General features: G+C 57.2%; 21 protein-coding genes. 16 read left to right on the plus strand and 5 right to left on the minus strand.

Translation table 11 applies throughout. The features are described from left to right. The first annotated feature begins 30 nt into the window (after nucleotides 1–30). A complete protein-coding gene (locus PZA18_RS02680; protein ID WP_284099241.1) occupies nucleotides 31–1,986 on the plus strand; it encodes a M12 family metallopeptidase in 1,956 nt (651 codons plus the stop codon). A gap of 247 nt (nucleotides 1,987–2,233) precedes the next feature. Here PZA18_RS02680 and PZA18_RS02685 read toward each other — a convergent pair whose 3' ends face one another. Continuing rightward, a complete protein-coding gene (locus PZA18_RS02685; RefSeq protein WP_284099242.1) occupies nucleotides 2,234–2,983 on the minus strand; it encodes an AraC family transcriptional regulator in 750 nt (249 codons plus the stop codon). Nucleotides 2,984–3,104: 121 nt separating this feature from the next. Between PZA18_RS02685 and PZA18_RS02690 the strand changes: the two genes are divergently transcribed. The 9 genes from PZA18_RS02690 (at nucleotide 3,105) to PZA18_RS02730 (ending at nucleotide 12,124) form a co-directional block, all read left to right on the plus strand. Then, nucleotides 3,105–4,052, plus strand: a complete 948-nt coding sequence (locus tag PZA18_RS02690; protein WP_308447318.1) for a 4-hydroxyproline epimerase — start codon at nucleotides 3,105–3,107, stop codon at nucleotides 4,050–4,052. After that, nucleotides 4,049–5,209 carry an NAD(P)/FAD-dependent oxidoreductase gene (locus PZA18_RS02695; protein WP_284099243.1) on the plus strand — a complete coding sequence of 387 codons (1,161 nt, stop codon included), beginning with the start codon at nucleotides 4,049–4,051 and terminating at the stop codon, nucleotides 5,207–5,209. The genes PZA18_RS02690 and PZA18_RS02695 overlap by 4 nt, the downstream gene beginning before the upstream one ends. Further along, complete coding sequence (locus PZA18_RS02700; RefSeq protein WP_284099244.1) at nucleotides 5,206–5,445, plus strand: 2Fe-2S iron-sulfur cluster-binding protein; 240 nt, start codon at nucleotides 5,206–5,208, stop codon at nucleotides 5,443–5,445. The genes PZA18_RS02695 and PZA18_RS02700 overlap by 4 nt, the downstream gene beginning before the upstream one ends. Next, nucleotides 5,438–6,682 (plus strand): NAD(P)/FAD-dependent oxidoreductase, encoded by a 1,245-nt coding sequence (locus PZA18_RS02705; RefSeq protein WP_284099245.1) that lies wholly within the window; start codon nucleotides 5,438–5,440, stop codon nucleotides 6,680–6,682. The genes PZA18_RS02700 and PZA18_RS02705 overlap by 8 nt, the downstream gene beginning before the upstream one ends. 60 nt (nucleotides 6,683–6,742) lie before the next feature. After that, the gene (locus PZA18_RS02710) at nucleotides 6,743–7,630 is read left to right on the plus strand and encodes a dihydrodipicolinate synthase family protein (RefSeq protein ID WP_284099246.1); all 888 of its coding nucleotides are present in this window, start codon (nucleotides 6,743–6,745) and stop codon (nucleotides 7,628–7,630) included. Between the two features lie 278 nt (nucleotides 7,631–7,908). Beyond that, nucleotides 7,909–9,483, plus strand: coding sequence for an aldehyde dehydrogenase (NADP(+)) (locus tag PZA18_RS02715; protein WP_284099247.1), 1,575 nt, complete (start codon nucleotides 7,909–7,911; stop codon nucleotides 9,481–9,483). Nucleotides 9,484–9,695: 212 nt separating this feature from the next. After that, nucleotides 9,696–10,463 (plus strand): substrate-binding periplasmic protein, encoded by a 768-nt coding sequence (locus PZA18_RS02720; RefSeq protein WP_284099248.1) that lies wholly within the window; start codon nucleotides 9,696–9,698, stop codon nucleotides 10,461–10,463. Nucleotides 10,464–10,567: 104 nt separating this feature from the next. Further along, nucleotides 10,568–11,488, plus strand: a complete 921-nt coding sequence (locus PZA18_RS02725; RefSeq protein ID WP_284099249.1) for a DUF1853 family protein — start codon at nucleotides 10,568–10,570, stop codon at nucleotides 11,486–11,488. 78 nt (nucleotides 11,489–11,566) lie between these two features. Further along, on the plus strand, nucleotides 11,567–12,124 hold the full coding sequence (locus tag PZA18_RS02730; RefSeq protein ID WP_284099250.1) for a flavin reductase family protein: 558 nt from the start codon (nucleotides 11,567–11,569) through the stop codon (nucleotides 12,122–12,124). Nucleotides 12,125–12,207: 83 nt separating this feature from the next. Here the strand turns inward: PZA18_RS02730 and PZA18_RS02735 are convergent, their stop codons facing one another. Continuing rightward, the gene (locus PZA18_RS02735; protein WP_284099251.1) at nucleotides 12,208–13,677 is read right to left on the minus strand and encodes an NAD(P)H-hydrate dehydratase; all 1,470 of its coding nucleotides are present in this window, start codon (nucleotides 13,675–13,677) and stop codon (nucleotides 12,208–12,210) included. Between PZA18_RS02735 and PZA18_RS02740 the strand changes: the two genes are divergently transcribed. Then, a complete protein-coding gene (locus PZA18_RS02740; RefSeq protein WP_284099252.1) occupies nucleotides 13,676–13,996 on the plus strand; it encodes a GIY-YIG nuclease family protein in 321 nt (106 codons plus the stop codon). The genes PZA18_RS02735 and PZA18_RS02740 overlap by 2 nt on opposite strands. A gap of 78 nt (nucleotides 13,997–14,074) precedes the next feature. Here PZA18_RS02740 and PZA18_RS02745 read toward each other — a convergent pair whose 3' ends face one another. The 3 genes from PZA18_RS02745 to PZA18_RS02755 form a co-directional block, all read right to left on the minus strand. Continuing rightward, the gene (locus tag PZA18_RS02745; protein WP_284099253.1) at nucleotides 14,075–14,860 is read right to left on the minus strand and encodes a flagellar brake protein; all 786 of its coding nucleotides are present in this window, start codon (nucleotides 14,858–14,860) and stop codon (nucleotides 14,075–14,077) included. A 515-nt stretch (nucleotides 14,861–15,375) separates the two neighbouring features. Further along, complete coding sequence (locus tag PZA18_RS02750; RefSeq protein ID WP_284099254.1) at nucleotides 15,376–15,987, minus strand: nucleotidyltransferase family protein; 612 nt, start codon at nucleotides 15,985–15,987, stop codon at nucleotides 15,376–15,378. A 370-nt stretch (nucleotides 15,988–16,357) separates the two neighbouring features. Further along, on the minus strand, nucleotides 16,358–18,664 hold the full coding sequence (locus tag PZA18_RS02755) for a penicillin-binding protein 1A (RefSeq protein WP_284099255.1): 2,307 nt from the start codon (nucleotides 18,662–18,664) through the stop codon (nucleotides 16,358–16,360). Nucleotides 18,665–18,840: 176 nt separating this feature from the next. Between PZA18_RS02755 and PZA18_RS02760 the strand changes: the two genes are divergently transcribed. The 5 genes from PZA18_RS02760 to pilQ are packed head-to-tail and all read left to right on the plus strand — an operon-like array spanning nucleotide 18,841 to nucleotide 23,826. Further along, entirely contained in the window at nucleotides 18,841–19,911 is a 1,071-nt protein-coding gene (locus PZA18_RS02760) for a pilus assembly protein PilM (protein ID WP_284099256.1), read from the plus strand. Then, nucleotides 19,908–20,540, plus strand: coding sequence for a PilN domain-containing protein (locus tag PZA18_RS02765; RefSeq protein WP_284099257.1), 633 nt, complete (start codon nucleotides 19,908–19,910; stop codon nucleotides 20,538–20,540). Before PZA18_RS02760 ends, PZA18_RS02765 begins: the two co-directional genes overlap by 4 nt. After that, nucleotides 20,537–21,199 (plus strand): type IV pilus inner membrane component PilO, encoded by a 663-nt coding sequence (locus PZA18_RS02770; protein WP_284099258.1) that lies wholly within the window; start codon nucleotides 20,537–20,539, stop codon nucleotides 21,197–21,199. Before PZA18_RS02765 ends, PZA18_RS02770 begins: the two co-directional genes overlap by 4 nt. Nucleotides 21,200–21,223: 24 nt before the next feature. Further along, nucleotides 21,224–21,742, plus strand: a complete 519-nt coding sequence (locus tag PZA18_RS02775) for a pilus assembly protein PilP (protein WP_284099259.1) — start codon at nucleotides 21,224–21,226, stop codon at nucleotides 21,740–21,742. Further along, on the plus strand, nucleotides 21,739–23,826 hold the full coding sequence (gene pilQ, locus PZA18_RS02780) for a type IV pilus secretin PilQ family protein (RefSeq protein WP_284099260.1): 2,088 nt from the start codon (nucleotides 21,739–21,741) through the stop codon (nucleotides 23,824–23,826). Before PZA18_RS02775 ends, pilQ begins: the two co-directional genes overlap by 4 nt.

Consider the following 23,826-nt stretch of genomic DNA (forward strand, 5'->3'; position numbering starts at 1 on the left):
CCTTCGAACCGATTTGTGGAAATTGCAACCATGAAAAGAAATTACGCAATCCTCGCCGTTGCGGTTAGCGCCGCACTTCTGAGTACAACCGCTTTTGCATCCGACACCATCGGCAATCCTGAACTGAAGCAGGATCGCAAGGTTGAAACCGCAACTATCAAGGTGCTGGGTAGCAACGACAGCATTACTTACACCGTTGTGAATGGCTACGCCATGCTGGGTGACATTGCACTGGGCAAGCATGCGGACATCCAGAAGGCGGGTGCCGTCAAGGTGCCACTGATTGGTGACTGGACCGAGGCAACAGTCAGTCAGTCGATCAAAGTGCCTAGCGATAACCATATGAAGTCTGCCAGCCGCTGGCCTAACAACACGGTTTACTACACCTACGATCCGAACCTGACCCAGCGCAAGCGCGATGCGATTCAGGCCGGCATGAAGCTGATCAGCAGCAAGACCGCGATCCGCTTTGTACAGCGCGCCAATGAGCCGAACTACATCAAGTTCATTTCCAGCGGTGGCTGCTGGTCCTACGCCGGGATGACCGGTGGTGAACAGCCAGTTTCAATCGGTGATGGCTGCGAATACCCCGGCATTGCCGCCCACGAACTGATCCACGCTCTGGGCTGGATGCACGAGCATATGCGTCCTGACCGTGACAACTACATCACCGTTCGCGAAGAAAACATCTCTTCCGATGCCAAGAGCCAGTTCACGAAGATGCGGCCCGATCAGGTTGATCCGGTTGGCGCCTACGATATGGACTCGGTGATGCACTATCCGACCTGGGCCTTCTCGGCAAACGGCAAGCCTACCATCGAGCCGAAGGATCCGAAGGTTGATCCCAAGCGCCTCGGTCAGCGTTCTGACCTGAGTGCCGGTGACGTTGCATCGTTGCAGAAGTTCTATCCCGGTGACGTTGGCACGGTTGAACTGAAGGTGGCTTTGAGCGCCAAAGAACTGATAGTCGATCAGGACAAGGCCGGCACCGTGACGCTTGACCTGTCTGGTGCAGAAGCCGATCTGAAAGGCATCAAGTTCAGCGTCAAGTCAGACAACGAAGCAGTGGTTGCTTCGTCGGGCGTCTCTATCGTAGCGACCCAAGGTAACCAGCGCAGCGTACGCGTTACGCCTGTTGCCAAGGCCAGCGGCGAAGCCAACCTGACCATCACGGCGACTACAACCTCCGGGAAATCTGTCAGCACCAGCCTGAAAGTCAAAGTGGTAAAGGATACCTCTGGTGGCGGTAACGGCGGCGGTAATGGTGGTGGCACCAACCCGGAATGTAAGGAAGCCCAAGCAGCCAAGGCATATGCCGGTAATGCTCTCTACACCAGTTGCAACCGCGTAAGCTTTGAAGGCAAGACTTACGAGCTGACACTGACCTACCGTGGCAAGGTTCACACCAACTACTACATCTACGGTTACATGTGCAAGCCCGACAGCTGCACCAAAGACAAGCCAGGTTCTTACGGTGGCATGAGCTACTACTGGACCCAGGTTGGCGGTGACAACGGTGGTGGCAATGGCGGTGGAAATGGTGGCGGCAACGGCGGTGGCAACACCAAGCCCAAGTGCGATGTAACTATCGACACCAGCCGTACTTACCAGATCACCACAGCCGGCATGCGCAAGTCTCTGGTTCCTGCTGGTGATACCCAAGGTTCGCCAACCATTCTGTGGCAAGACGGTGGCGCACAGCGCTGGCAGTTGCAGCGCAATGCCGATGGCTTCTACGCTATCAGCAGCGTTGGTTCGAAGCTTAATCTCGATATCTACAACGGTTCCAAGAATGGTGGTGCAGAGCTGATCGTATGGCCTGCTTCCAGCAGCGAAAACCAGCAGTTCTGCCCGCGTGCCAGCGGCAGCAGCTATCAGCTGGTAGCCCGTCACAGCGGCCTGCCCGTTGGAATCGGTAGCGAAGCAGATGGCGCCGCAGTTACCCAATCGGCGACCGGCAGCAACTGGTTGCTGACCGCCAAGTAAGACTCAACCCCTCTCACGAGGGGTTAGCAATTCTCTTGATCCAAACCCGTCTTCGGGGCCGCCTTAGCGGCCCCTATTTTTTTGCCTACGGCCAATCAGCCAATGGCCGCATGCGATTCAAATGCCCGAGGTTCCGTTAACTTTCCCAGGTTAATGAACTGAGCTGACTTTTTAGCACTGCAAACCAAGTTCAAACTCCAGCTGCCCCTACAACCTCCACCTCGCTTGGCCAACACAGACGCAAGCGCTATAGCCGCATCCATTGCCGGTACTGACGTGGTGTCATCCCGGTCAGCTGGCGGAACTGCTTTGATAGCGCACTCTGATCACAGAAACCGCAGGCAAGGGCAATATCGGCAATCGCGTCATCGCCATGAACCAGCCGCTGTGCCGCAGCATCTATGCGGGTTTTGGTGATGAACTGGCTCGGACTGAGCTGGAAAATTTTTTTCATCCGCCGCTCGAACTGCGCTGGTGTCAGGCCGGCCTGAATGGCCAGATCCTCCACCCGGAGTACCTCTGCATAGCGAGCCAGCATGGTATCGACGGTGGCCGCCATCCGTTCATCAATCAACCCGGCACGACTGGGTTCGATCAGGTCACGGGACAAGCAGGCCAAGCCGATGATGTCGCCAGCCGCATTGAACAGTGGCGTCTTGTTACTGAGACACCAGCCGGGCTGGCGGTCATTGAACAAAGTCAGGTCGAGGTTATCCACAACGGGCTCCCCGCTGCGGAACAATGCTTCATCCTGCTCGGCATATCGGTCTGCCATATGGGGCGGAAACAGCTGATGCGCAGTCAGGCCAATCGCTTCATGTTTGTGGCCCAAGCCACAGCGTTCGGCGCAGGCTTGCGAGATCTCCACATAGCGTCCGGCACGATCTTTGACTGAAAAAACCATATCCGGCATGCGATCGAATAAGGCCTCAACAAACAGGGGTTGCGCCAGCTGACCGACAAAGGTGTCGCGCCACGCCTTCAATTCGGCATCCATATTTTCCCCATTTTCCAAATTTGGCCGGTTTGGCAGGCAAATCACACAAGAATGCCAGGGGCCAAAAACCTAGGATGACGGAATCATCAATCGGGGTGCAAGCCCTGTTCGGGATTCCCTCATGCCAGAGATCAAACGTATCCGCGTTGTCGATTCTCATACCGGTGGCGAGCCGACCCGCGTAGTTGTCAGCGGCGTGCCGTCTTTGGGGCACGGCCCGCTCCGTCAGCGGGCAGCACGGCTTTCCGGCGAATTCGATCATTATCGCTCAGCCATCATCAACGAGCCCCGTGGCTACGATGCCATGGTGGGGGCCTTGCTGGTGGAGCCGTTCGAACCCGGTTGCTGTACCGGGGTCATTTTCTTCAATAACGTCGGCACCCTGGGCATGTGCGGCCACGGCACGATTGGCTTGATGGTGACCCTGGCGCAACTGGGGCGCATCGAACCGGGCGTTCATCGTATCGACACCCCGGTCGGGGTGATTGAAGCCACCCTGCACGACCGCAACCGGGTCAGCCTGCGCAATGTCGCCAGCTGGCGGCATGCCAAAGCCGTGGCGGTGGAGGTTGAAGGTTACGGGCGCATGCACGGTGACATTGCCTGGGGCGGCAACTGGTTTTTCCTGGTTGACGATCATGGCCAGCAGATTGCCGCTGACAATCTGCGACGACTGAGCGATTGCGCCAGCCGCATCCGCACGGCCTTGCAACAACAGGGCATCACTGGCGCAGATCAGGCTGAAATCGACCATATCGAGCTGATCGGCCCCAGTGAGTCGGCGGATGCCCGTAACTTTGTTCTGTGCCCCGGGCTTGAGTACGACCGCTCGCCTTGCGGTACCGGTACCAGTGCCAAGCTGGTCTGTCTTTACGAAGATGGCAAGCTGGCACTCAACCAGCCCTGGCGCCAGGAGAGCGTCATCGGCTCGGTGTTCGAGGGCCAGCTGGAGATGATCGATGGCAAGCTCTACCCACACATCACAGGTAGTGCTTACGTCACTGGCCAGTCCGAGCTACTGCTCGACCCGGATGATCCATTCGCCTGGGGCTGGGGTATCGGGCTGTGAACAGGCATTGTGAGGTCCTCATCATCGGCGCCGGCATTGTCGGCTGCGCCCTGGCAGAAAGCCTGGCCCGCAACGGCTTGGCAGTGACCATATTGGAGGCCGGGGTGATCGGGGGGGGCTGTACTGCAGCCGGCATGGGTCATCTGGTGGCGCTGGATGGCAGCCCCGCCGAATGGGCCTTGAGTCTGGCCGGCGTGCAACGCTGGCAAGTGCGTGCCCATGCACTACCTGCTGCGGCGGAATATCGCGAATGCGGCACCCTCTGGCTGGCCAGCTCTGCCGCAGAGATGAATGAGGCTGAGCGCAAAGCGGCGCTCTACACCAACTATGGCGTCAGCTGTCAGCTGCTGACTGCCGAAGCGCTGTATCAGCATGAGCCAGAGCTGGCACCCGGACTGGCGGGCGGCTTACTGGTCCAGGATGAAGCCGTGATGTATCCGCCTGCAGCCTGCCAGTGGCTACTCGAACGTGCCCAGGCGATGGGGGCGCAACTGCTGCGTGGCCGGGCACAAAGGCTGGAGCAGGACGGCGTCAGGCTGGAGGATGGCCGCTGTCTGCGCGCCCGCCAGATTGTAGTGGCGGCCGGCAACCAGTCCCGCCAGCTGTTGCCCGAGCTCCCCCTGCAGCCGCGCAAAGGGCAACTGGTGATCACCGAGCGCTATCCCGGCAAGATTCACCACCAACTAGTCGAGCTGGGCTATCTGCAGTCCGCGCACGGCAATGCCGGCGAGTCTGTCGCCTTCAACGTGCAGCCCCGGGCCACCGGACAATTATTGATCGGCTCCTCCCGCCAGTTCGCCGACACAGGGCTGGCGGATGAGATCGACTGGCCGCTGCTACAAAAGATGCTGGCCAGGGCGTTCCACTATCTGCCGGGTTTGCGCAGCTTGCAGGCCATCCGTACCTGGGCCGGCTTCCGCCCGGCCACACCAGACAAACTGCCGCTGCTGGGTCCGCTTGCCGGGCATCCTGGCGTATGGCTGGCAACCGGCCATGAGGGGCTTGGAGTCACGACCGCCTTATCCAGCGCCGAGCTTTTGTCGTCCTTGATGATCGGACTGCCGCCGAGCATCGACCCTCGCCCCTTCGACCCGAATCGCTTCAGCAATGCAAACACTCCCATCTGCCCGCATGCTCTGGAGGACGCGCTGACATGACGCTGATCCACATCAAGATCAACGGCGAGTCGGTCACCGTCGCCGCCCACAGCAGCGTTGCGGCGGCGCTGGCCGGGCGCCCGAACCGCCTCTCGGTCGGGGAGACCGCGCCCCGAGCCGCGTTCTGCGGCATGGGGGTATGCTTTGAATGCCGCGTCACCATTGATGGTCAGTCACAGCAGAGGGCCTGCCAGGTGCTAGTGCGCGAAGGTATGGAGATCTTGTGTGATGCGTGAGCTGGCCACCGAACTCGCCATCGTCGGCGCCGGCCCCGCAGGGCTGGCGGCTGCCGAAATTGCCCTGCGGCATGGCATGCCCGTCTGCCTGATCGACGACAACCCGGCACCTGGCGGCCAGATCTGGCGCGGGGGTCAGGCAGGCGCCGCCATGGCCGGCCACCCAAAGCTACGGTTACTGACCGCAACCCGCGTTGTCGCGGCCCCCGCACCCAATTGTCTGCTGCTGGAATCGGCGGATGGCGCCAGCCAGCTCAGCTATCACCGTCTGCTGCTGGCCAATGGCGCCCGCGAACGCCTACTGCCCTTCCCTGGTTGGACCCTGCCCGGCGTCACCGGAGCGGGTGGCTTGCAAGCCTTGGTGAAGAGCGGGCTGGATGTCCGCGGGAAGAAAGTCATCATCGCCGGTAGTGGCCCCCTGCTTCTGGCCACCGCCCTCAGCCTGAAAGCGGCGGGCGCCCAGGTGATCCAACTGGCAGAGCAAGCCAGTCTGGCCAGCGTCAGCCGGTTTGCCCTGCATTTATGGCACTGGCCGGGCAAGTTGACGCAAGCCCTGATGCTCGGCTGGCAATTGCAGCAAGTGCCCTATGCCATGAATACCCATGTCCGCGCCGCACTCGGCAATGACCGGCTGCAAGCGGTGCGCCTGCGTCGAGGCGATGAAGAAATCGAGCTGGCCTGCGACTGGCTGGCTGTCGGTTATGGCCTGTTACCCAATCTGGAGCTGGCCCGCGCCTTGGGCTGCAAAACCCACCACGGCGTGGTGGAAGTTGATCACGTCATGCGCACCTCAAGGCGTGACGTCTTTGCGGCAGGCGAGCTGACAGGCATTGGCGGTGTAGACAAAGCCCAGCTGGAAGGCCGGATCGCCGGACTGCTGATCATCGGCGAATACGACAGGGCCGTTGCTCTGGCCAAACGCCGGCGCCGCTGGTTGCGGTTCGCGGCGGCGCTGGAACAGCACTTCAGCCTGCAACCCGCCATCGCCCAACTCGCCTCTGCCGACACTGTGGTCTGCCGCTGTGAGGACGTGCGCTTTGGCCGCCTGGCCAAGTGTGGCAGCTGGCGCGAAGCCAAACTGCATACGCGCTGCGGCATGGGCCCCTGCCAGGGACGCCTCTGCGGTGCCGCCTGCGAGACCCTGTTTGGCTGGCAGAACGCCGGCAGCCGCCCCCCTGTTTTTCCGGCACGGCTCGACACGCTGGCCGGCAACCCATCGACAGCGGAGGTCACATGACCGCCGCCTCGACAGCACAGCATTTTCCCTGCCTTTCCAATCCCCTGACGAGGAAGCCCCATGACCGTGAAATTTGAAGGTGTATTACCCGCCATCACCACCCCGTTCAATGCCGATCTCAGCATCGACCACGGCGCCGTCGAAGCCAATGTGCGCTGGCTGGTAGAAGCCGGTTGCCGTGGCATCGTGCCTTGCGGCTCGCTCGGTGAAGGCGCAACGCTGGAATTCAACGAAAAAGTGGCGCTGATCGAAACCTGCGCCAAAGCCGTCGATGTACCCGTCATCCCCGGCATCGCAGCGCTTTCGACCCGGGAAGCCGTCGAGCTGGCGAAAGCCGCCGAAGCCCACGGCGCACGCGGCCTGATGGTCCTGCCCCCGTATGTGTACTCGACAGACTGGCGCGAGATGAAAGCCCATCTGAGTGCCGTCCTTCGTGCCACCCGGCTGCCCTGCATCGTTTACAACAACCCGGTTGCCTACAAAACCGACTTCCAGCCAGCACAGATTGCCGAACTGGCCACCGAGTTTGACAACGTGAAAGCCGTCAAGGAGTCGAGCACCGATGTACGTCGCATCACCGCGATCAAAGCCCTTTGCGGTGATCGGTTGGCGCTCGGTGTTGGTGTGGATGACGCTTTGGTCGAAGGCGTCGCGGCGGGCGCACAGTTCTGGATTGCCGGTCTGGTGGATGCCCTGCCGCACGAATCAGTCCGCCTGTTCGAGCTGGCGCGGGCCGGCCGCTGGGAAGAAGCCGCCAAGCTCTACGCCTGGTTCCTGCCCTTATTGCGACTCGACACCGTTCCCAAATTCGTACAACTGATCAAATTGGTGCAGGAAAAAGTCGGCGCCGGCAACCGGCGGGTGCGCCCCCCCCGGCTGGAGCTGGAAGGGGCCGAACTGGCCGCCGCCGAAGCCGTGATTGCACAGGCCCTGGCCTGCCGCCCCTAAGTTCTGCTGACGTTAGGTTTTCAGTCGCGCCGGATTGAGTTTTGGGGCAGGGCTAGGCAGGGTGAGTGCGGTTTAGCTAGCTAAACAAGCGAGCCCTAACAACGCCCTACCCCAAAAATCGAACCGGCCCGCAGGGTTTCACCGGAAAATGGCCTGGCCCTATGTTGCAGAACGCTTGCATAGAATGACTATGCAGCGCGCTCTGCACCTTGTTCCAGACCATTTTCCGGTGAAACGCGATCTGAAAACCTAACGTCAACAGAACCTCAAATGTGAGGATGATGATGTTGCAAGGTTTATCCCTGGTCGGTTACGGCCTGGCAGAAGAAAACGAGCACGGTTTCCAGGCAAGCAATCCGGCCACCGACGAAGCGCTGCCACAGCGCTTCTTCCGAGCCAGCCCTGCCGAAATCGACGCGGCAGTGCGGCTGGCCAGCCAAGCCGCTCCTACCTATGCCGCACTGGGTGGTGCGCAGCACGCAGCCTTTCTGGCCGAAATTGCCCGGCAACTGGAACAGCGGGAGAGCGAGCTCACCACGCTGGTGATGCTGGAAACCGCCTTGCCCGAAACCCGCGTCAAGAGCGAGCTGGCCCGGACTACCGGGCAGTTGCGGCTGTTTGCAGATGTCGCAGAGCGTGGTGACTGGCAGGAATTGCGGATTGATCACGGCAACCCACAACGCCAGCCACAGGCCAAGCCTGATCTGCGCTCCATGTTGCAGCCCCTCGGACCTGTCGCCGTCTTCGGTGCCAGCAACTTCCCGCTGGCCTTTTCGGTCGCAGGTGGCGATACCGCCTCTGCGCTGGCTGCGGGTTGTCCGGTGGTCGTCAAGGCTCATCCAGCCCACCCCGGCACCTCCGAACTGGTCGGGCGTGCCATCGTGGAAGCAGCGCTGTTGTGCAATCTGCCCGAGGGCGTGTTTTCGCTGCTGTTTGATGATGGCATCAGCGTCGGCCAGGCACTGGTCCGGCATGCCGGCATCAAAGCCGTCGGTTTTACCGGCTCGCTGCGCGCCGGCCGGGCGCTGATGGACGCCGCCGCCGAGCGGCACGACCCGATTCCGGTTTACGCCGAAATGGGAAGCATCAATCCGGTTGTGCTATTGCCACAGGCTTTGGCTGAACGAGCCGAGCAGATTGCTTACGGTCTCGCTTCGTCGATGTCGCTCGGGCATGGCCAGCTGTGTACTAAGCCTGGCTTGATCCTGGCACTGGAAAGCGACGCCTTCCGCCAGTTCAAGAACCGCCTGCCGCAAGCGCTGCTGGGGCTCGAAGCGGCGCCGATGCTCAGCAAGAAAATCGCCGCAAACTTTCGTGATGGCATCGCCACCCAGGCCGCGATGCCGGGAGTCGAATACCTGTATCTGCAGACCGTATTCGGCAAGAAAGTTGGCGCAGCGGTGCTGGAAACCGATGCCGCCACCCTGGCCCGCTACCCCGAGCTGGCACACGAGGTATTCGGCCCCACCACGCTGCTGGTGCGCTGTCCGGACAAGGCCAGCCTGCTGGCGACACTGGAAAGCCTGAGCGGCCAGTTGACCGCGACAGTTCATGCCGAAGCAGAAGAAATGACTGACTGGCCGGAGTTGCTGCCCTTGCTCAGCCGCAAAGCTGGGCGAGTCTTGTTTGGCGGTTTCCCGACCGGGGTCGAAGTCGGGCATGCGATGGTCCATGGCGGCCCCTATCCGGCCACCAGCGATGGCCGCTCGACCTCGGTCGGCACCGCCGCCATCACGCGCTTTGCCCGGCCCGTCTGCTATCAGAACTGGCCCGATGCCCTGCTGCCTCCCGCATTACGCGAGAGCAATCCATTGGAGGTGTGGCGTCTGGTAGATGGTGAGCGTCAGCGCTAGGTTCTGATAACGGTTGATTTTCCGGACAAGCCAAACCGGGTTGGAGCTTCAGAAGCATGGCGCGCCCAGACCCGGTTTCGGCCCAGCCCGAACGGGAACAAATCGTCAACCGCGCCGGCCTCTGCCTTCCGACAAAAGGCAGGCTGAATGCCTTGCATTCACCTTGGTACTGGCAATACTCACACCATGCTGTTCATTCTGGGAGAGTTGCCATGCACCCAATTACCCACATATCAGCAGCGCTGCTTATCGCCAGCCTCTCTGCCACCAGCACCGCCGCCGAGTTGTTGGTAGCGCGGGGCGACGGCTTCTATCCGCCCAATGAGATGGTGATCGATGGCAAGCTGACGGGCTTTCACGTTGATCTGATCAACGAGGTCGGCAAGTCGATAGGACTGGAAGTGAAGTGGCAGAGCGTGCCTTGGGCGCGTGCGCAGGTCATGGCCAAGAATGGCGAAGTGGATGCCCTCAGCTACGTTTCCAAAACCCCGGAGCGTGAGCAGTTCGGCTATTTCATCGACGGTAACGTCACTTCAACCACACAGAATGGATTTTTCGTACCCAAGGGTAATCCGAAAGGGGTCAAGTACAGCGGTGACCTCAAGCTCATGCAACCGTTTGCCTTTGGCACGATACGCGGCTTCTCCTATTCCCCCGAGTTCGATCAGGCCAGCTTCCTGCGCAAGGACGATGGCGCCGCCAATGAGGAACAGCTGTTGGTCAAATTCTCCGGCGGCCGCTTCGATGTCGGCATCGGCGTTGTCAGTCGTATCCGTTATATTGCCGAGCAGATGAAACTGGGCGATAGCTTCGAATTCATCAAACCCTATCTGAACGAGCGCCCCGCCTATCTGATGTTCTGCAAGGCAAAGTCGAAAGATGGCGACGCTACCGCCCGAAAATTCGCCGACGCCATGACCGCCTTCAAGAAAACCCCACGCTATGGCGAACTGCTGCAGAAGTACAAACTGGAGCGATAGTCATCGGCGAATGAAGCCAGGTTCTGTTGACGTAAGGTTTGCAGAACCTAGGATTTCACAGGCAGCTGCGGCATAGTGGCTGCTTTCGCTCCAAGCTTGCCGGCATGATCGCCTCAGACCCAGACTGGCTGCCAGATTTACGCTGGCTGCTGACTTCACCCTCATTGTTGGCCGATGCCAGTCTGCCCGAGTTCGTTTGTCACGGCAGTCCCCGCCTCGGCACACAATGGCTGCAGCAACTTGACCAGACCGCGCTGAAGGCAGAGCTGGACGCTACAGCACTGCAGGCGGAGCCATTCCGCTTGGGGCGTTACGCCGAGCGCCTGATGCAGGCAACACTGCAGCATCTTCCTGATCACCGTCTACTGGCTCATCAACTGGCCGTTCATGAAAACGGCATCAGCAAGGGGGAGTACGACTTCCTGGTCAGCGAGCCCGCTGGCGAAATCTGGCATCTGGAGCTGGCAGTTAAAATCTATGTGGCGCTGCCGCTCGACGGCACCTTGCATTATCTTGGGCCAGGCTTGCGCGATGCACTACGAATCAAGCTGGCGCGTTTGTTTGACCACCAGCTGCGGCTTGCCTTCAGCACGGCAGGCCGGGCGGCATTGCCAGTCCAGACTTCGGTGCGACCGCTGGCATGGCTAAGAGGCTGGATGTTCTATCGTGACCCCAATCACCTCCCCTGGTCCGGACTGGCGGCAGCCCATCTACGTGGCTGGTGGCGCCGCTGGGGTGAAGATCTACCCCGGCAACGCCAAGACAGTCGCTGGCGTTACTTGCCTCGCCAGAACTGGATGGCCCCACGGTCAGCCCGCCCGGAAGATCCCGAGTTTTCCAGATGGATCGACACCCTGCATACCAGCGACACGCAGCATAGCCGGCCAGTGATGGTGGCCGAATACGCTCCGCCCGAAGAAGGCGGTGCCGAACTGGCGCGCGGCTTGCTCTTACCTCGCGACTGGCCCGATTCCAAAGCGCTCAACGCCCTACTGGCACGCCTGCAGACCATCAACAGCGCCTAGGCGGCGAGATGCTGTGGCCCACAGCCCAACCAGACCAAGAGCGGCATCAGTCTTTTCCCAGTACACAGAGATCCCCGTATGAAACTTCCCGTTGACTTGAAACAGGCGTATCGCCTGCTGAACCACGGCCCGACGGTCATCGTCACCAGTGCCGCCGGAGGCCGACGCAATATCATGGCCGCCGCGTGGTCGATGCCGCTCGACTTCAATCCCCCCAAAATCGCTGTCGTCATCGACAAAAGCACCTTTAGCCGTGGGTTGATCGAGTCTTCCGGCGAGTTTGTGCTGAACATCCCCGGCCGGTCACTGGCACAAGCCACCTTACAGGTAGGGTCCTGCTCTGGCCACGATACGGACAAATTCACCACTTTCGGGCTGGATACCTTCGCAGGAGACCAAGTTGCCGCCCCATTGCTTGCAGGCTGCCTGGCCTGGCTGGAATGCAAGCTGGTGCCGGAACCGCATAACCAGCAGGTTTATGACTTGTTCATTGGCGAAGTCGTCGCGGCCTGGGCCGATTCAGCCGCATTCTCGGAAGGACGCTGGATGCTTGAGGCCGGCTCCGAACGCAGCATCCATTACGTCGCAGGAGGTGCGTTCTTCGAGACTGGCGAAGCGTTCAATGTTGAGGTCTGATGAATGCCAATCCGTGCGCTTGAAGCCCCGCCCGCAACCTGCACAGCGCCGCGACGGGAAACCCCGTGTCAACGACACCTAACCTAGAGGGCCAGCACCGCCTGATTCAGTAAACGCCTTGCAAACTGGGCGGTCTCGCTGGCGGTATGGCCAATCGGGCCGGTACCGGTCTGCTCAGCAACGTCACCCGCTCGGCCATGCAGATAGACACCCAGCTGCGCCGCCTCGATGGCACTCAAGCCTTGTGCCAGCAAAGCGGCAATCATGCCGGCCAGTACATCTCCCTGCCCCGGCGAACTGAGCGCCGGGCTACCACTGGCATTGAGGTAGGTCTGTTTGCCATCACTGACAATGCTGCCAGCCCCTTTCAGCACCACACAGGCTTTGTAGCGCTTTACCAATTCTGCGGTTGCCTGTAACCGGTCGGCCTGAATGGTAGCGGTATCGCAACCCAGCAGCCTTGCTGCCTCCAGCGGATGCGGAGTCAGAATGGCAGGCGCCCGGCGCTTGGTCAGCTGTCGCGCCAGGGGTTTGTGCGCCGCCAGCAAATTGAGCGCATCGGCATCCAGCACCAGGGGCACTGCGCCAGCCAATGCCTGCCGTAACGCCTCGACTGCCACGTCCTCGGTGCCAAGCCCAGGACCAAGCACCAACGCGGCAAGATTGTCCGGCTCCAGAAGCTGGTCCACCGGCGCAAACATCAATTCGGGCATCAGCGGGTCGTAAGCGGGCGCTCCCGCTGCGAGGGCGCTGACCCAGACGCGGCCGGCGCCCAGCAGCAATGCCGCACGGCCAGCCAGCAATGGCGCTCCTACCATGCCAAGACCGCCGCCAATCACCCCGACATCCCCAAACATTCCTTTATGGGCGTGGCGCGGGCGACGCAACCGGGCAATCGTTGCCGGCATCTGGTTGACCAGCTGTGCATTGGCACCGGCCAGATTCTCACTGGTCAGACCGAGCGTATCCAGATAGATTTCGCCGGCATGGTCACGGCCTTGCAGGGTGAACAATCCAGGCTTGAGGCCGATGAAGCTGAGCGTCCAGTTGGCCTGTATCGCCGCACCGAGAATCTGCCCGGTGTCGCTACATAGGCCACTGGGCAGATCAATCGCCAGCACGGGCAGATCACAGGTATTGATGCGCTCAATCAAGGACAGCCAGTCGCCTTGCAAGGGCCGGTTAAGCCCAATGCCAAACAGACCATCAATCGCCATTTGCCAGTTGGCGTAGCGTGGCAGGGCCGTCAGCAGACGGCCACCATTCGCCAGAAACTGTTCATATGCCACACGCGCCGTGTCTGAACGGGTTTCGGCGCCCCAGCAGAGCAGATCGACGGCATGGTTCAGTTCGGTCAGTTCGGCCGCAGCTACCAGCGCATCGCCACCGTTGTGACCGGGCCCGGCCAGCACAAGAATGCGTCGTTCCAGGTCTGTCCGCTCATGAGTAAATTGGGCAATGGCGAGCCCCGCCCTTTCCATCAGCGGCAAACCTGCCGCCAGGGCTCGAGTCTCGATAGCGCGTAAGGTCGTTCTCAGAAAGAGAGGTTGCATGTCAGGTTGTCGCCAGCAAGGTTCGCCGGCCAAGTCGGCAGTGGCAGAAGAGGAATGGGGAGTGTATGTGCTGCGCTGCGCCGACGATACCCTCTACACCGGCGCTACCAATAATGTAGAAGCTCGCCTCGCTCGCCACCAGACAGGAAAAGGCGCACGTTATACCCGCAGCCGTCTGCCGGTGATGCTGGTTTATTGGGAAAAGGTCGGAGGCCGCTCGCAGGCACTCAAGCGCGAAGCTGCGATTAAAAGGCTGAATCGACAGGCAAAGTTACGGCTTTTGCAATCTGCAATGCCTCGTGACACCCGCCAGACTTAGGCTCTGTTGATATCTGATTTCTGCTCACACCGCGCCACTGCGGCATGGTGCCGGCGCACTGCACAGATCGAGCCTCACTTAAGCCTGTTGTAGACGAGCCAGACGTTCCCGCTCAATCCGCGTGATATAGCGCTGTACCAGTGCTTGCATGGTGCCCGGCAGATTGAGGAACTGGCACCCCGTGCGCACGCTCCGAATGCCATTGCGTAAAGTGATATCGAAGGTACTGCGTACCTGAATATCAGCGACAATCGTCCCTGTCCCTGGCAATTCAATACGTACGTGGGCATAGCAGGTACCAGGCGCCAGTTTGAGCCCCGGCACATAGCCAAGAATACCCATCCCGCCCAAGCTGATATCAATCAGTGCCACTTCGATCTCTTCCTGCGCCGAAACCGGAATATGGCAGCTCAGCGGCTGGCCCAGCGGGGTCGTCAACCGGTAATGATCTCGCCGCTGCAGACGCAGAACGGACTGTGGCAGCGCCGCCAATAAAGCAGCCCGGCCATTGAGCATGAAATCGCGGGCGACGACTTCAAACTGAATCTTGATGCGGTTTTGAGAAGTGACGCACAACAGGCGATACCCTTCGCTGGTTTGTGGCAGTGAATCGGTATCTGCAGGGAAGTCAAGGACAAAACTATGGTGCTGCGGATCCACTCCCAATATCGCGGATAAGGCAAAGTCGTCAGCGCCTTGGCCAAAATACAGGCAGACCATCTCGTGTCCGCTGGCGACCGCAGTCAGTAATTGCGCAATTTCAGCGGCATTCGCCAAGGTCATCGGCTGACCAGCAGCCAGATCAGCCTCGGTAATCCGGCGGGGGACTTCTTCTGACACCAGAGGAGGAGATGCGGTAACCATGATCGATACCCGGCAGGTTCTCCGTCAGACTCCAGACAACGATCGCAGAGGTACTGGATCTTGGTCCTGACAGGCAAATCAATTTTGCGTCATCAACAACAGACGCCACTGCTGCTATGCGCTACACGCCCACAAGCCCTACCCATCCACCCAGGCGCTGTTGACCCTTTTTCCAATCGCGCCGGATCGGAATGTAGTGGAGGCCAACACGCACAGCCTGCAGCAAAGTCCGTCTATGTAAGGGCCGTGCAACGCCGGCATATCTCAAAAGGCGATCCGGCGCGACTAGGAAAATGGCCAACAGCGCCTAGGGATTATAGGTTTTCTAGCACATCCTCGCGTTCCTGCTGGTTTGCTGGGAGAAATACCAAACCTGAAGGCCCCTTGGCACCCAGCAGATCTGCGGCTTTCGGGTATTTCGCACAAGCCTGCGTTCCCGCAACCACGTCAAACCGCACCATGGTGCAAAGCGTATTGCACCATGGCCTTCAATGATTTTGACTGGTTAACGCAATTCAAGTTGCATCGCTCGTCGCAATGTCCTGTTCCGACTCAGCAACCAAAGCTTGCACTTTAGCCAGTTGCGCCCGCTCAAGCGGAGCACCATGGCCGCGACTCGACTGGCGCTGCTCACGCAAAGGTCGAACCGCAATGCGTACTGGCGTGTCGTCGTAGTAAAAACCGATGGTGGGGGACTCGGTGTGCTGATGCCGATCGGCAAGAATGCGATAGTCAATCGCGTGGTTGAGGCAAAACAGCTCAACGGCTTTAGGGTTGTCGGTAAAGATTGTCAGGTTGATATCAGACTGCTCGCCCGCAGAACCCGTCAGCACCGAGCCGCAGAGATAAGGTTTGAATTCATCAAACATCTGCATCAACTCCACCGCCTTATAGCGTAGTGCCAACAGTATGGAGGGGTGATCCTGCTGATAAATCTCCCGGTACAAAGACAACTCGCGCTCCACCTCCTGATTGGTCGGCATATTACGATCATCCGCCAAACCCAGCTGCCGGGCAGCTTTACGCTTGGCGAGTGCCAAGTCCAGCACATGGTCCTGGGCAATCAATCTGGCAGCAACCTGGGCAATCTGGTCCCGGTTTTGCTGTGCAATGCGTTCGCGACTCATACCTGGCCCTTTCTATTGTTTAGCTAGGCGCTGCTGACGTTTTGCTTCCGGTCGCGTGGCTTACCACAAGTGGCGCGCTTTCGCCTCGCATCAGACCTAAATCCGACGAAGTGCGATCCGAAAACAAAACGTCAACAGCGCCTAGTCAGACGAAGACGCCCGATCACTCCCCATTTGGACGGTCACTTATCCAGAAACAGGGGAAGTCTTCACGGCTCCCTTTACACAGTCGGCTCTGGCTGTTCTCCTCTGTTGTCGATTGCAGCGGTAACGCCCAAGGGCGCGAAGGGTCGAGTTACTCCGTACTCAGAATCTCAGCTACCTGCTGACCGCCGCTGGCGGCCAGCAGGTAGAAAACCAGAACAGCACATCAGAACAATAAGTCTTTGACTTCGTCTATCGACTGGGCATTGCCATTCGAGCTGTTGTCGAGACCAAGCTCCGGATTGGTTTGCGGGAACTCCGCTAGGAAGTATTCCGTGCGGGCGCCACGTTCAGATTCGATACTTTGAGTCACAACGCCTTCCGGTACCGGGTAAATGTATTCTGGAACGCCTTTCAGCATCTTGCCCATGTAGTTGATCCAGATTGGCAGTGCAGCCACCCCACCGGTTTCAGAACCTCCCAGCGATTTGGGTTGATCAAACCCGATCCAGGCCACGGCCACCAATGAGGGCTGGAATCCGGCAAACCATGCATCGTGTGAATCACTCGTCGTTCCGGTTTTGCCTGCCAGATCGTTACGGCCCAACACATTGGTCTTGGCCGCCGTACCGAAGCGGGTCACGTCATGCATCATGCTGGTCATGATGAACGCATTCCGCACATCCAGCGTTCGTGTTGCGTTCTTCTCTGCGACCTCCGGTTCGGTCTTGGCCAGCACTTGCCCGCGACTGTCTTCGATCCGGTCTATGAAGTAAGACCGCACACGATAGCCGGTGTTCGCAAAGACAGAATACCCCTCTGCAAGTTGCTGTGGTGTGACAATGCCTGCGCCCAACGCCATTGTCAGATAGGCGGGATGCTGCTTGGGGTCAAAGCCGAAGCGGGTGATATGGCGCTGCGCGTATTGCGGCGAGATCGCTTGCAGGATTCGGATCGACACCAGGTTCTTCGAGCGTGTCAGAGCATTGCGCATAGTCATCATCCCCGAAAACCCCCCATCGAAGTTTTTCGGCTCCCAATGCTGGCCCCCAATTTGACCCGGATCTATAACCAACGGTGCATCGTTGATGAGAGTTGCCGGAGTAAATCCCCTTTCAATGCCAGCGGAATAGATAAATGGTTTGAAACTAGAACCTGGTTGACGCCACGCCTGAGTAACGTGATTAAAATTATTTCGGCCAAAATCAAAGCCGCCAATCAACGACAAAATCGCACCATTCTGCGGATTCATTGAGAGGAAAGCGACCTCGGCCTGAGGCAACTGGACAAGCTGCCAATTCTTGTCCTGCAACTGCACCCGCACGACTGCGCCACGTCGGATGCGACTGGCAGGAGGTTGCTTATCCGACAGAAATGCCTGCACAAACTTCAGCCCTGATGCCGGAATTTCGAGCAGATTCCCTCCCTTGGCATACACCTTGACCAGCTTGGGGCTGGCCTGCAAAACCACCGCAGGAATCAGATCCCCAGCATCCTTTACCTCGGCAAGCTGGTCATCCAGCCACTCCTCCGGTTTATCCTTGGCCTGATCAATATCAACGTATCCCTCAGGTCCGCGATATCCGTGGCGGCGATCGTAATCAAGCAAGCCCTTTCGAGCCGACTCGAAGGCAGTGTTCTGGTGATTGGCTACGACTGTCGTATACACCTTGAAACCTTGGGTATAGGCAGCATCCTTGTACCGCTCCACCATGGTCTGTCTGACCATCTCCGCGACATATTCCCCGTGCACAGCAAAGCTTTCTGCACTATGTCTGACGTAAGAAGGGGCTTCAACAGCTGCCTGCAACTGCGCATCGTCAATGAAATTCAGCTCCCGCATGCGACGCAAAACATACAGTTGACGCAAACGCGCACGTTTAGGATTAACGACCGGGTTGTAACTGGACGGCGCTTTAGGCAAGCCCGCCAGCATCGCCATTTCTTGAATAGTCAATTGATTCAGTGACTTACCATAATAAGCCTGAGCGGCCGCAGCAAACCCGTAAGCACGTTGCCCCAGATAAATCTGGTTGAAGTACAACTCAAGAATCTGATCTTTTGATAGATCGTGATCTATCTTGGTAGCTAGCAGCACTTCATTGAACTTGCGACTGTAGGTGCGCTCGCTGGACAGGAAGAAATTGCGCGCAACCTGCATGGTGATGGTACTTGCGCCGGAACGTGTCTGACCGGACACGATATTAGACAGCAACGCACGGGCTACCCCGATGTAATCAACACCGTGATGCTGATAGAAGCGTTCATCCTCTGCCGCCAGAATCGCAAACTTCATGAGTTGAGGAACCTGCGCAATCGGCACAAAAGCGCGCCGTTCCTCACCGAACTCGCCGATCAACGCACCATCACTGGTGTATACCCGAAGGGGGATTTTGGGACGGTAATCGGTTAATACATCAAGCGAAGGCAGTCTTGGATAGGTAACGGCGATCGCCATGGCTACAGCGCCAATGGCAGCGACGACCAATGCTGTCACCAAGGCGAAGATCACGAGTAACCAACGTCGGAACATGGAATGATTCTTTCGATCTGGGCAAGAAAAGTTGAGGGATCCTATTATAGAGGTCGGAACCAAGAATAGAATAAATGCATAAAACTGGCTTTACACTCCGAGAACGGGCTGCTACGATTTAACGTAACTTGAAATAAATTTCTCCTACTAACCTAATTTGAAAAAGGAAAATCGAGTTGAAGCTGGATTTCCTAAAGCCGAAGTCTCCGCCGCTGATTGGTATTGATATCAGCACTTCGGCGGTTAAGATGGTAGAGCTTAAAGAGACTGGCAAGAATTTGGAAATGGAACGCTATGTTATTGAACCATTACCAAAAGATGCCGTTACAGATGGAAACATCGCTAATCTAGAGGCCGTAGGAGAGGCCGTCAAGCGCGCATGGCGCAATATGGGAACTCGCGTTAAGACCGCAGCCCTGGCGCTCCCTGCTGCTGCTGTCATAACAAAGAAGATTACCGTTCCTGCCGGACAAACCGAGCCAGAACTGGAGATGCAGGTCGAAACTGAAGCAAACCAATATATTCCGTTTGCATTAGATGAAGTTAATCTTGACTTTCAGGTTTTGGGGCCATCTCCAGCCACTCCAGACGAAGTAGAAGTATTGATTGCAGCCTCCAGGAAAGAAAAAGTAGAGGACCGTGTAGCGGCAATTGAAGCTGCCGGACTAAAAGCAATCGTCATGGATGTGGAATCTTTTGCTACCCAAGCGGCATTTGAACTCATTCAGCGTCAACTACCGAATTCCGGGGCAGATCAGACTGTTGCAGTCGTTGATATTGGCGCATCTATGATGCATATCAATGTCATAAGAGATGGTCAACAAGTTTATTTTCGTGAACAGGCTTTTGGGGGTAATCAATTAACCCTCGATATTCAACGCAAATTCAACTTGTCATCGGAAGAAGCCGAAGCGGCGAAACGCAACGGCGGGCTGCCAGAAAATTACGAGCCCGAAGTTCTGCAGCCTTTCATGGATACCTTGGCCTTGGAAATCTCAAGAGCCCTGCAATTCTTCTTTACGTCTACGCAGTACAACACTGTGGATCACATCCTGTTGGCTGGTGGCTGCAGCGTGATACAGGGTCTGGACGAAATCGTGGCAAGCCGTACGCAGGTCAGCACCATGATTGCCAATCCATTCCTGAACATGACGCAGTCGAGCCGTATTAAAACGAGACAGTTACTGCTGGATGCGCCATCGTTGCTCATCGCATGTGGCTTGGCCTTGCGGAGATTTGACCCATGATTCGTATCAACCTGCTCCCCCACCGGGAGCAGAAGCGGAAGGCTCGCCTTCGCCGCTTCGCGTTTCTTTCCGCGATGAGTTTTGCCGCCGGGTTTGCGGTGGTCGCTGCGGCCTACACTTTCGTTCAACAGGAAATTGCCAATCAGGAAGAGCGGAACGCATTTCTGAAGGGGCAGAATGAACTACTCGACAAGCAAATTGCAGAGATCGAGACGCTGAAGAAGGAGCGCCAAGCGCTGCTGGACCGCAAGAAGGTGGTTGAACGACTTCAGTCAAACCGATCCGAAGCGGTGCATATCCTTGATCAGCTGGTTAGACAAACCCCTGAAGGCGTTTATCTGCGCGAAATCAAGCAGACCGACGATCAGCTTGTCCTGAACGGTTACACCCAGTCGAATGCGCGGGTTTCCACCTTCATGCGCAGCCTGAATGACTCTCCTATATTTGAGCAGCCGACGCTGATTGAAATCAAAGCGACACCCGTCGGTAACAAGCGGCTGAGCGAATTTAATCTACGCGTCAAAGTTACACGTGCGCAAGCCGAGGAGGAGACAAAGCCGGGGCAAGCCAAGAAAGATGGAGCCAAGCAAGATGGCGCAAAACCGGAGTCTGGCGGAGGCAAGGCATGAGCGTGATTGATGATTTGCGGCGGCTAGATCCGAAAGATGTCGGTAACTGGCCGGCCGTTATACAAATTGGAGCTTTCGCCGTCATTTTCGTGGTGGTGATTGTCCTTGGCTATTTCCTCCTCATTGATGCGCAAAGGGAAGAGCTGAACGTAGGCGTAGCTAAAGAAGAAGAGCTGAAGCGAGAATATCTCGACAAAAAGGCAAGGGCTGTCAACCTTGATGCGTATAAGCAGCAGCTCGCTGAAATTCAGCAGTCTTTTGGCGCCATGCTAAAGCAATTGCCCAGCAAGTCCGAAATGGAAGTGTTGATTACCGAAATCAACCAGTCTGGAGTTGGTCGCGGCCTGCAATTTGAGTTGTTCAAGCCCGCAGCAGTGGAGACTCGTACTTCTGAGTTTGCGGAACTCCCCATCGAACTGAAGATTGTCGGCAGCTATCACGACCTCGCAGCATTTACCAGCGACGTCGCACAACTATCGCGGATCGTCACTCTCAACAACGTGCAGATTTCGGTACCTGCCGCACCAGGTACGCCAGGCGCTGCAGGCAATATTTTGTTGATGCAGGCCGTGGCTAAAACCTATCGCGCGCTTGATCCTGAAGAAGCTGTTCAGATCAAAAAGGCGGAGGCAGAGGCCAAGAAGAAGAAGCAGCAGTAGCCGTCACGGAGAACGAGAAAGGCCATGAGCAAGCGAATTTCTATCCTGCTGGTCGCTCTGTTAGCCGGATGTGGTGGCGAACAGTTTGGCGATCTTAAAGAATGGATGAAGGAAAATAGCCAAAACCTTCGAGGTAAGGTAGACCCATTACCAGAGGTCAAACCTTACCAACCATTTCCCTACAATGCATTCGACCAGGTTGATCCCTTCCGACCTGTCAAAATGGACGTAGCAAAAAAAGGTGGTGGCTCGCTGGCACCTAATTTCAACCGTCCCAAGGAAACGCTTGAAGCTTACGACCTCGAAAAATTGCGGATGGTGGGAACCCTGCAACGAGGCAAAGAGATTCATGCTTTGATCAAAACACCAGATGGCAATCTGTATCGTGTCAAGGTTGGTAGCTATCTGGGCCAGAACTTTGGAATGATTTCGGCAATTACCGATACCGAAGTTCAAATCAAAGAAATCGTTGAAGACAGTGGCGGCGACTGGGTCGAGCGATCCACCCAATTAACGCTCGAAGAATCGGAGCAAAAGAAATGACCTACGATAAGGCATTCAAATGGTTGAAGGCGCTGTGTGTTGCGATGTTGGCTCAGGCAGCTGTTGCCAACGATGCAGCCAATTCGATTAAAAGTATCGAGGTCAGTAGCGTTGCATCGGACAAGCAAGTTGTCACCATTACGATGGATAAACCCGTGGCGTTACCTGCAAGTTTTGCAGTGAACACCCCGCCTCGCATTGCCTTTGACTTTATCAATGTCTCCAACCAAAGCGGGAAGAGCAGCTTGGTGGTCAATAGCTCCGCGATAAAGTCGATCAATCTGGCGGAAGGAACGGGCAGAACCCGGCTGGTGTTAAGTTTGGTCAGAACAGCGACCTATGAAACCAAGGCCGAAGGCAACAAGCTGCAAATCAGTGTCGATGCTGCAAGCGTAGCCGCAACGCCAGCCGTCAATACCAGCTCGCAGTTTTCGGAAAATAAGACGCTGGGTACCAAAGAGTCACTGAAGAATGTCGATTTCCGCCGAGGTAAAGACGGTGAAGGTCGTGTCGTCGTTGACATGTCCAACCCCAATATCGGCATTGATATCCGTCAGCAAGGCAAGAACCTGATCGTTGAGTTCGCCAAGACTGCGATTCCGCGCAATCTGGAACGACGGATGGATGTGGTTGACTTTGGTACCGCCATTCAGAAGATCGACACCTTCACCCAAGGCGATTCGGTAAAGATGGTGATTGAGCCCAAAGGCCAATGGGAATATTCCGCCTATCAGACCGAGTCTAAATTTACCGTTGAAGTCCGTGCCGTGGATGAGCAAGCCAGCCGCATGGCTCAACTGGAAAAGCCCACTTACAAAGGCGAGAAGCTGTCTCTGAACTTCCAGAATGTTGAAGTGCGTACGGTCCTGCAGGTCATTGCCGAGTTCACGGGCAAGAACATCATTACCAGTGATACCGTAACAGGGAACCTTACCCTACGCCTGAAAGATGTACCATGGGACCAAGCCCTAGACATCATTCTGCAGAGTAAGAGTCTTGATAAGCGCGAGAATGGCAACGTGATGTGGGTAGCTTTGCGCGATGAGCTGGCAGCCAAGGAGAAACAAGCTCTGGAGGCCCGCCAACAGATAGCAGACCTGGAGCCGCTCCGAACCGAATCGTTCCAGCTCAAGTACCAGAAGGCTGAGGAATTCAAAAAGCTGTTGACCGATGAAAAACAATCGATGCTCACCAAACGCGGTAGCGCAGTGATTGACCCTCGGACTAATACCCTGTTTATTCAGGATGTGCCCGCCAAGCTTGAAGATATCCGCAACCTGATTGCCAAAATCGATGTTGCAGTAAGGCAAGTATTGATCGAAGCCCGGATTGTAGAAGCCAGCGATAACTTCGGCCGCAACCTTGGCGCACGGATCTCCTTCGGCTCAAAAGGCACCATTGGCGACAATGTCATTACCTCCGGTACCAATCTGGAATATGTCGAAGCTCAGAAACGTAGGGAGTTTGTAACTGGCCTGTCGTCCACAGCCAACAATGTTGCGCTACCAGCAGCCGGCCTGAATGGTTTTGCAGCGGGAACCATCGCAGCCTTGATCGATAGTGCCTCAGGTAACTTGCTTGGCCTGGAACTGACTGCGATGGAAGCTGATGGCAAAGGCAAGATCATCTCCAGCCCTCGTTTGGTTACTTCTGACCAAGTTGAAGCAGTTATCGAGGACGGTACGGAAATTCCTTACCAACAAGCAACCTCCAGTGGTGCAACCAGCGTTTCTTTCAAGAAGGCGACACTGAGCTTGAAGGTAAAGCCGCACATCACGCCTGACGGCAACATCATCATGGATGTTAAGGTCAACAAAGACAGCCGCGGCAGAGATACCGGCGCCGGCCCAACCATTGATACCAAGCAAGTTTCGACCCAAGTATTGGTTGAAAATGGTGGGACAGTCGTAATTGGTGGTATCTTTACCCAGGAAATTCAAGACACGGTGACAAAAGTACCGCTGTTTGGCGATATCCCGGTACTTGGCAATCTGTTCAAGAACACAAAGAAACTGGATGAAAAGAAAGAGCTGCTTATCTTTATCACTCCAAAAATCCTAAGTCAGGAGCTTTCCTTGAGGTGA

The sequence above is a fragment of the Parachitinimonas caeni genome, from assembly GCF_030129945.1.
Taxonomy (GTDB): Bacteria; Pseudomonadota; Gammaproteobacteria; order Burkholderiales; family Chitinimonadaceae; genus Parachitinimonas; species Parachitinimonas caeni.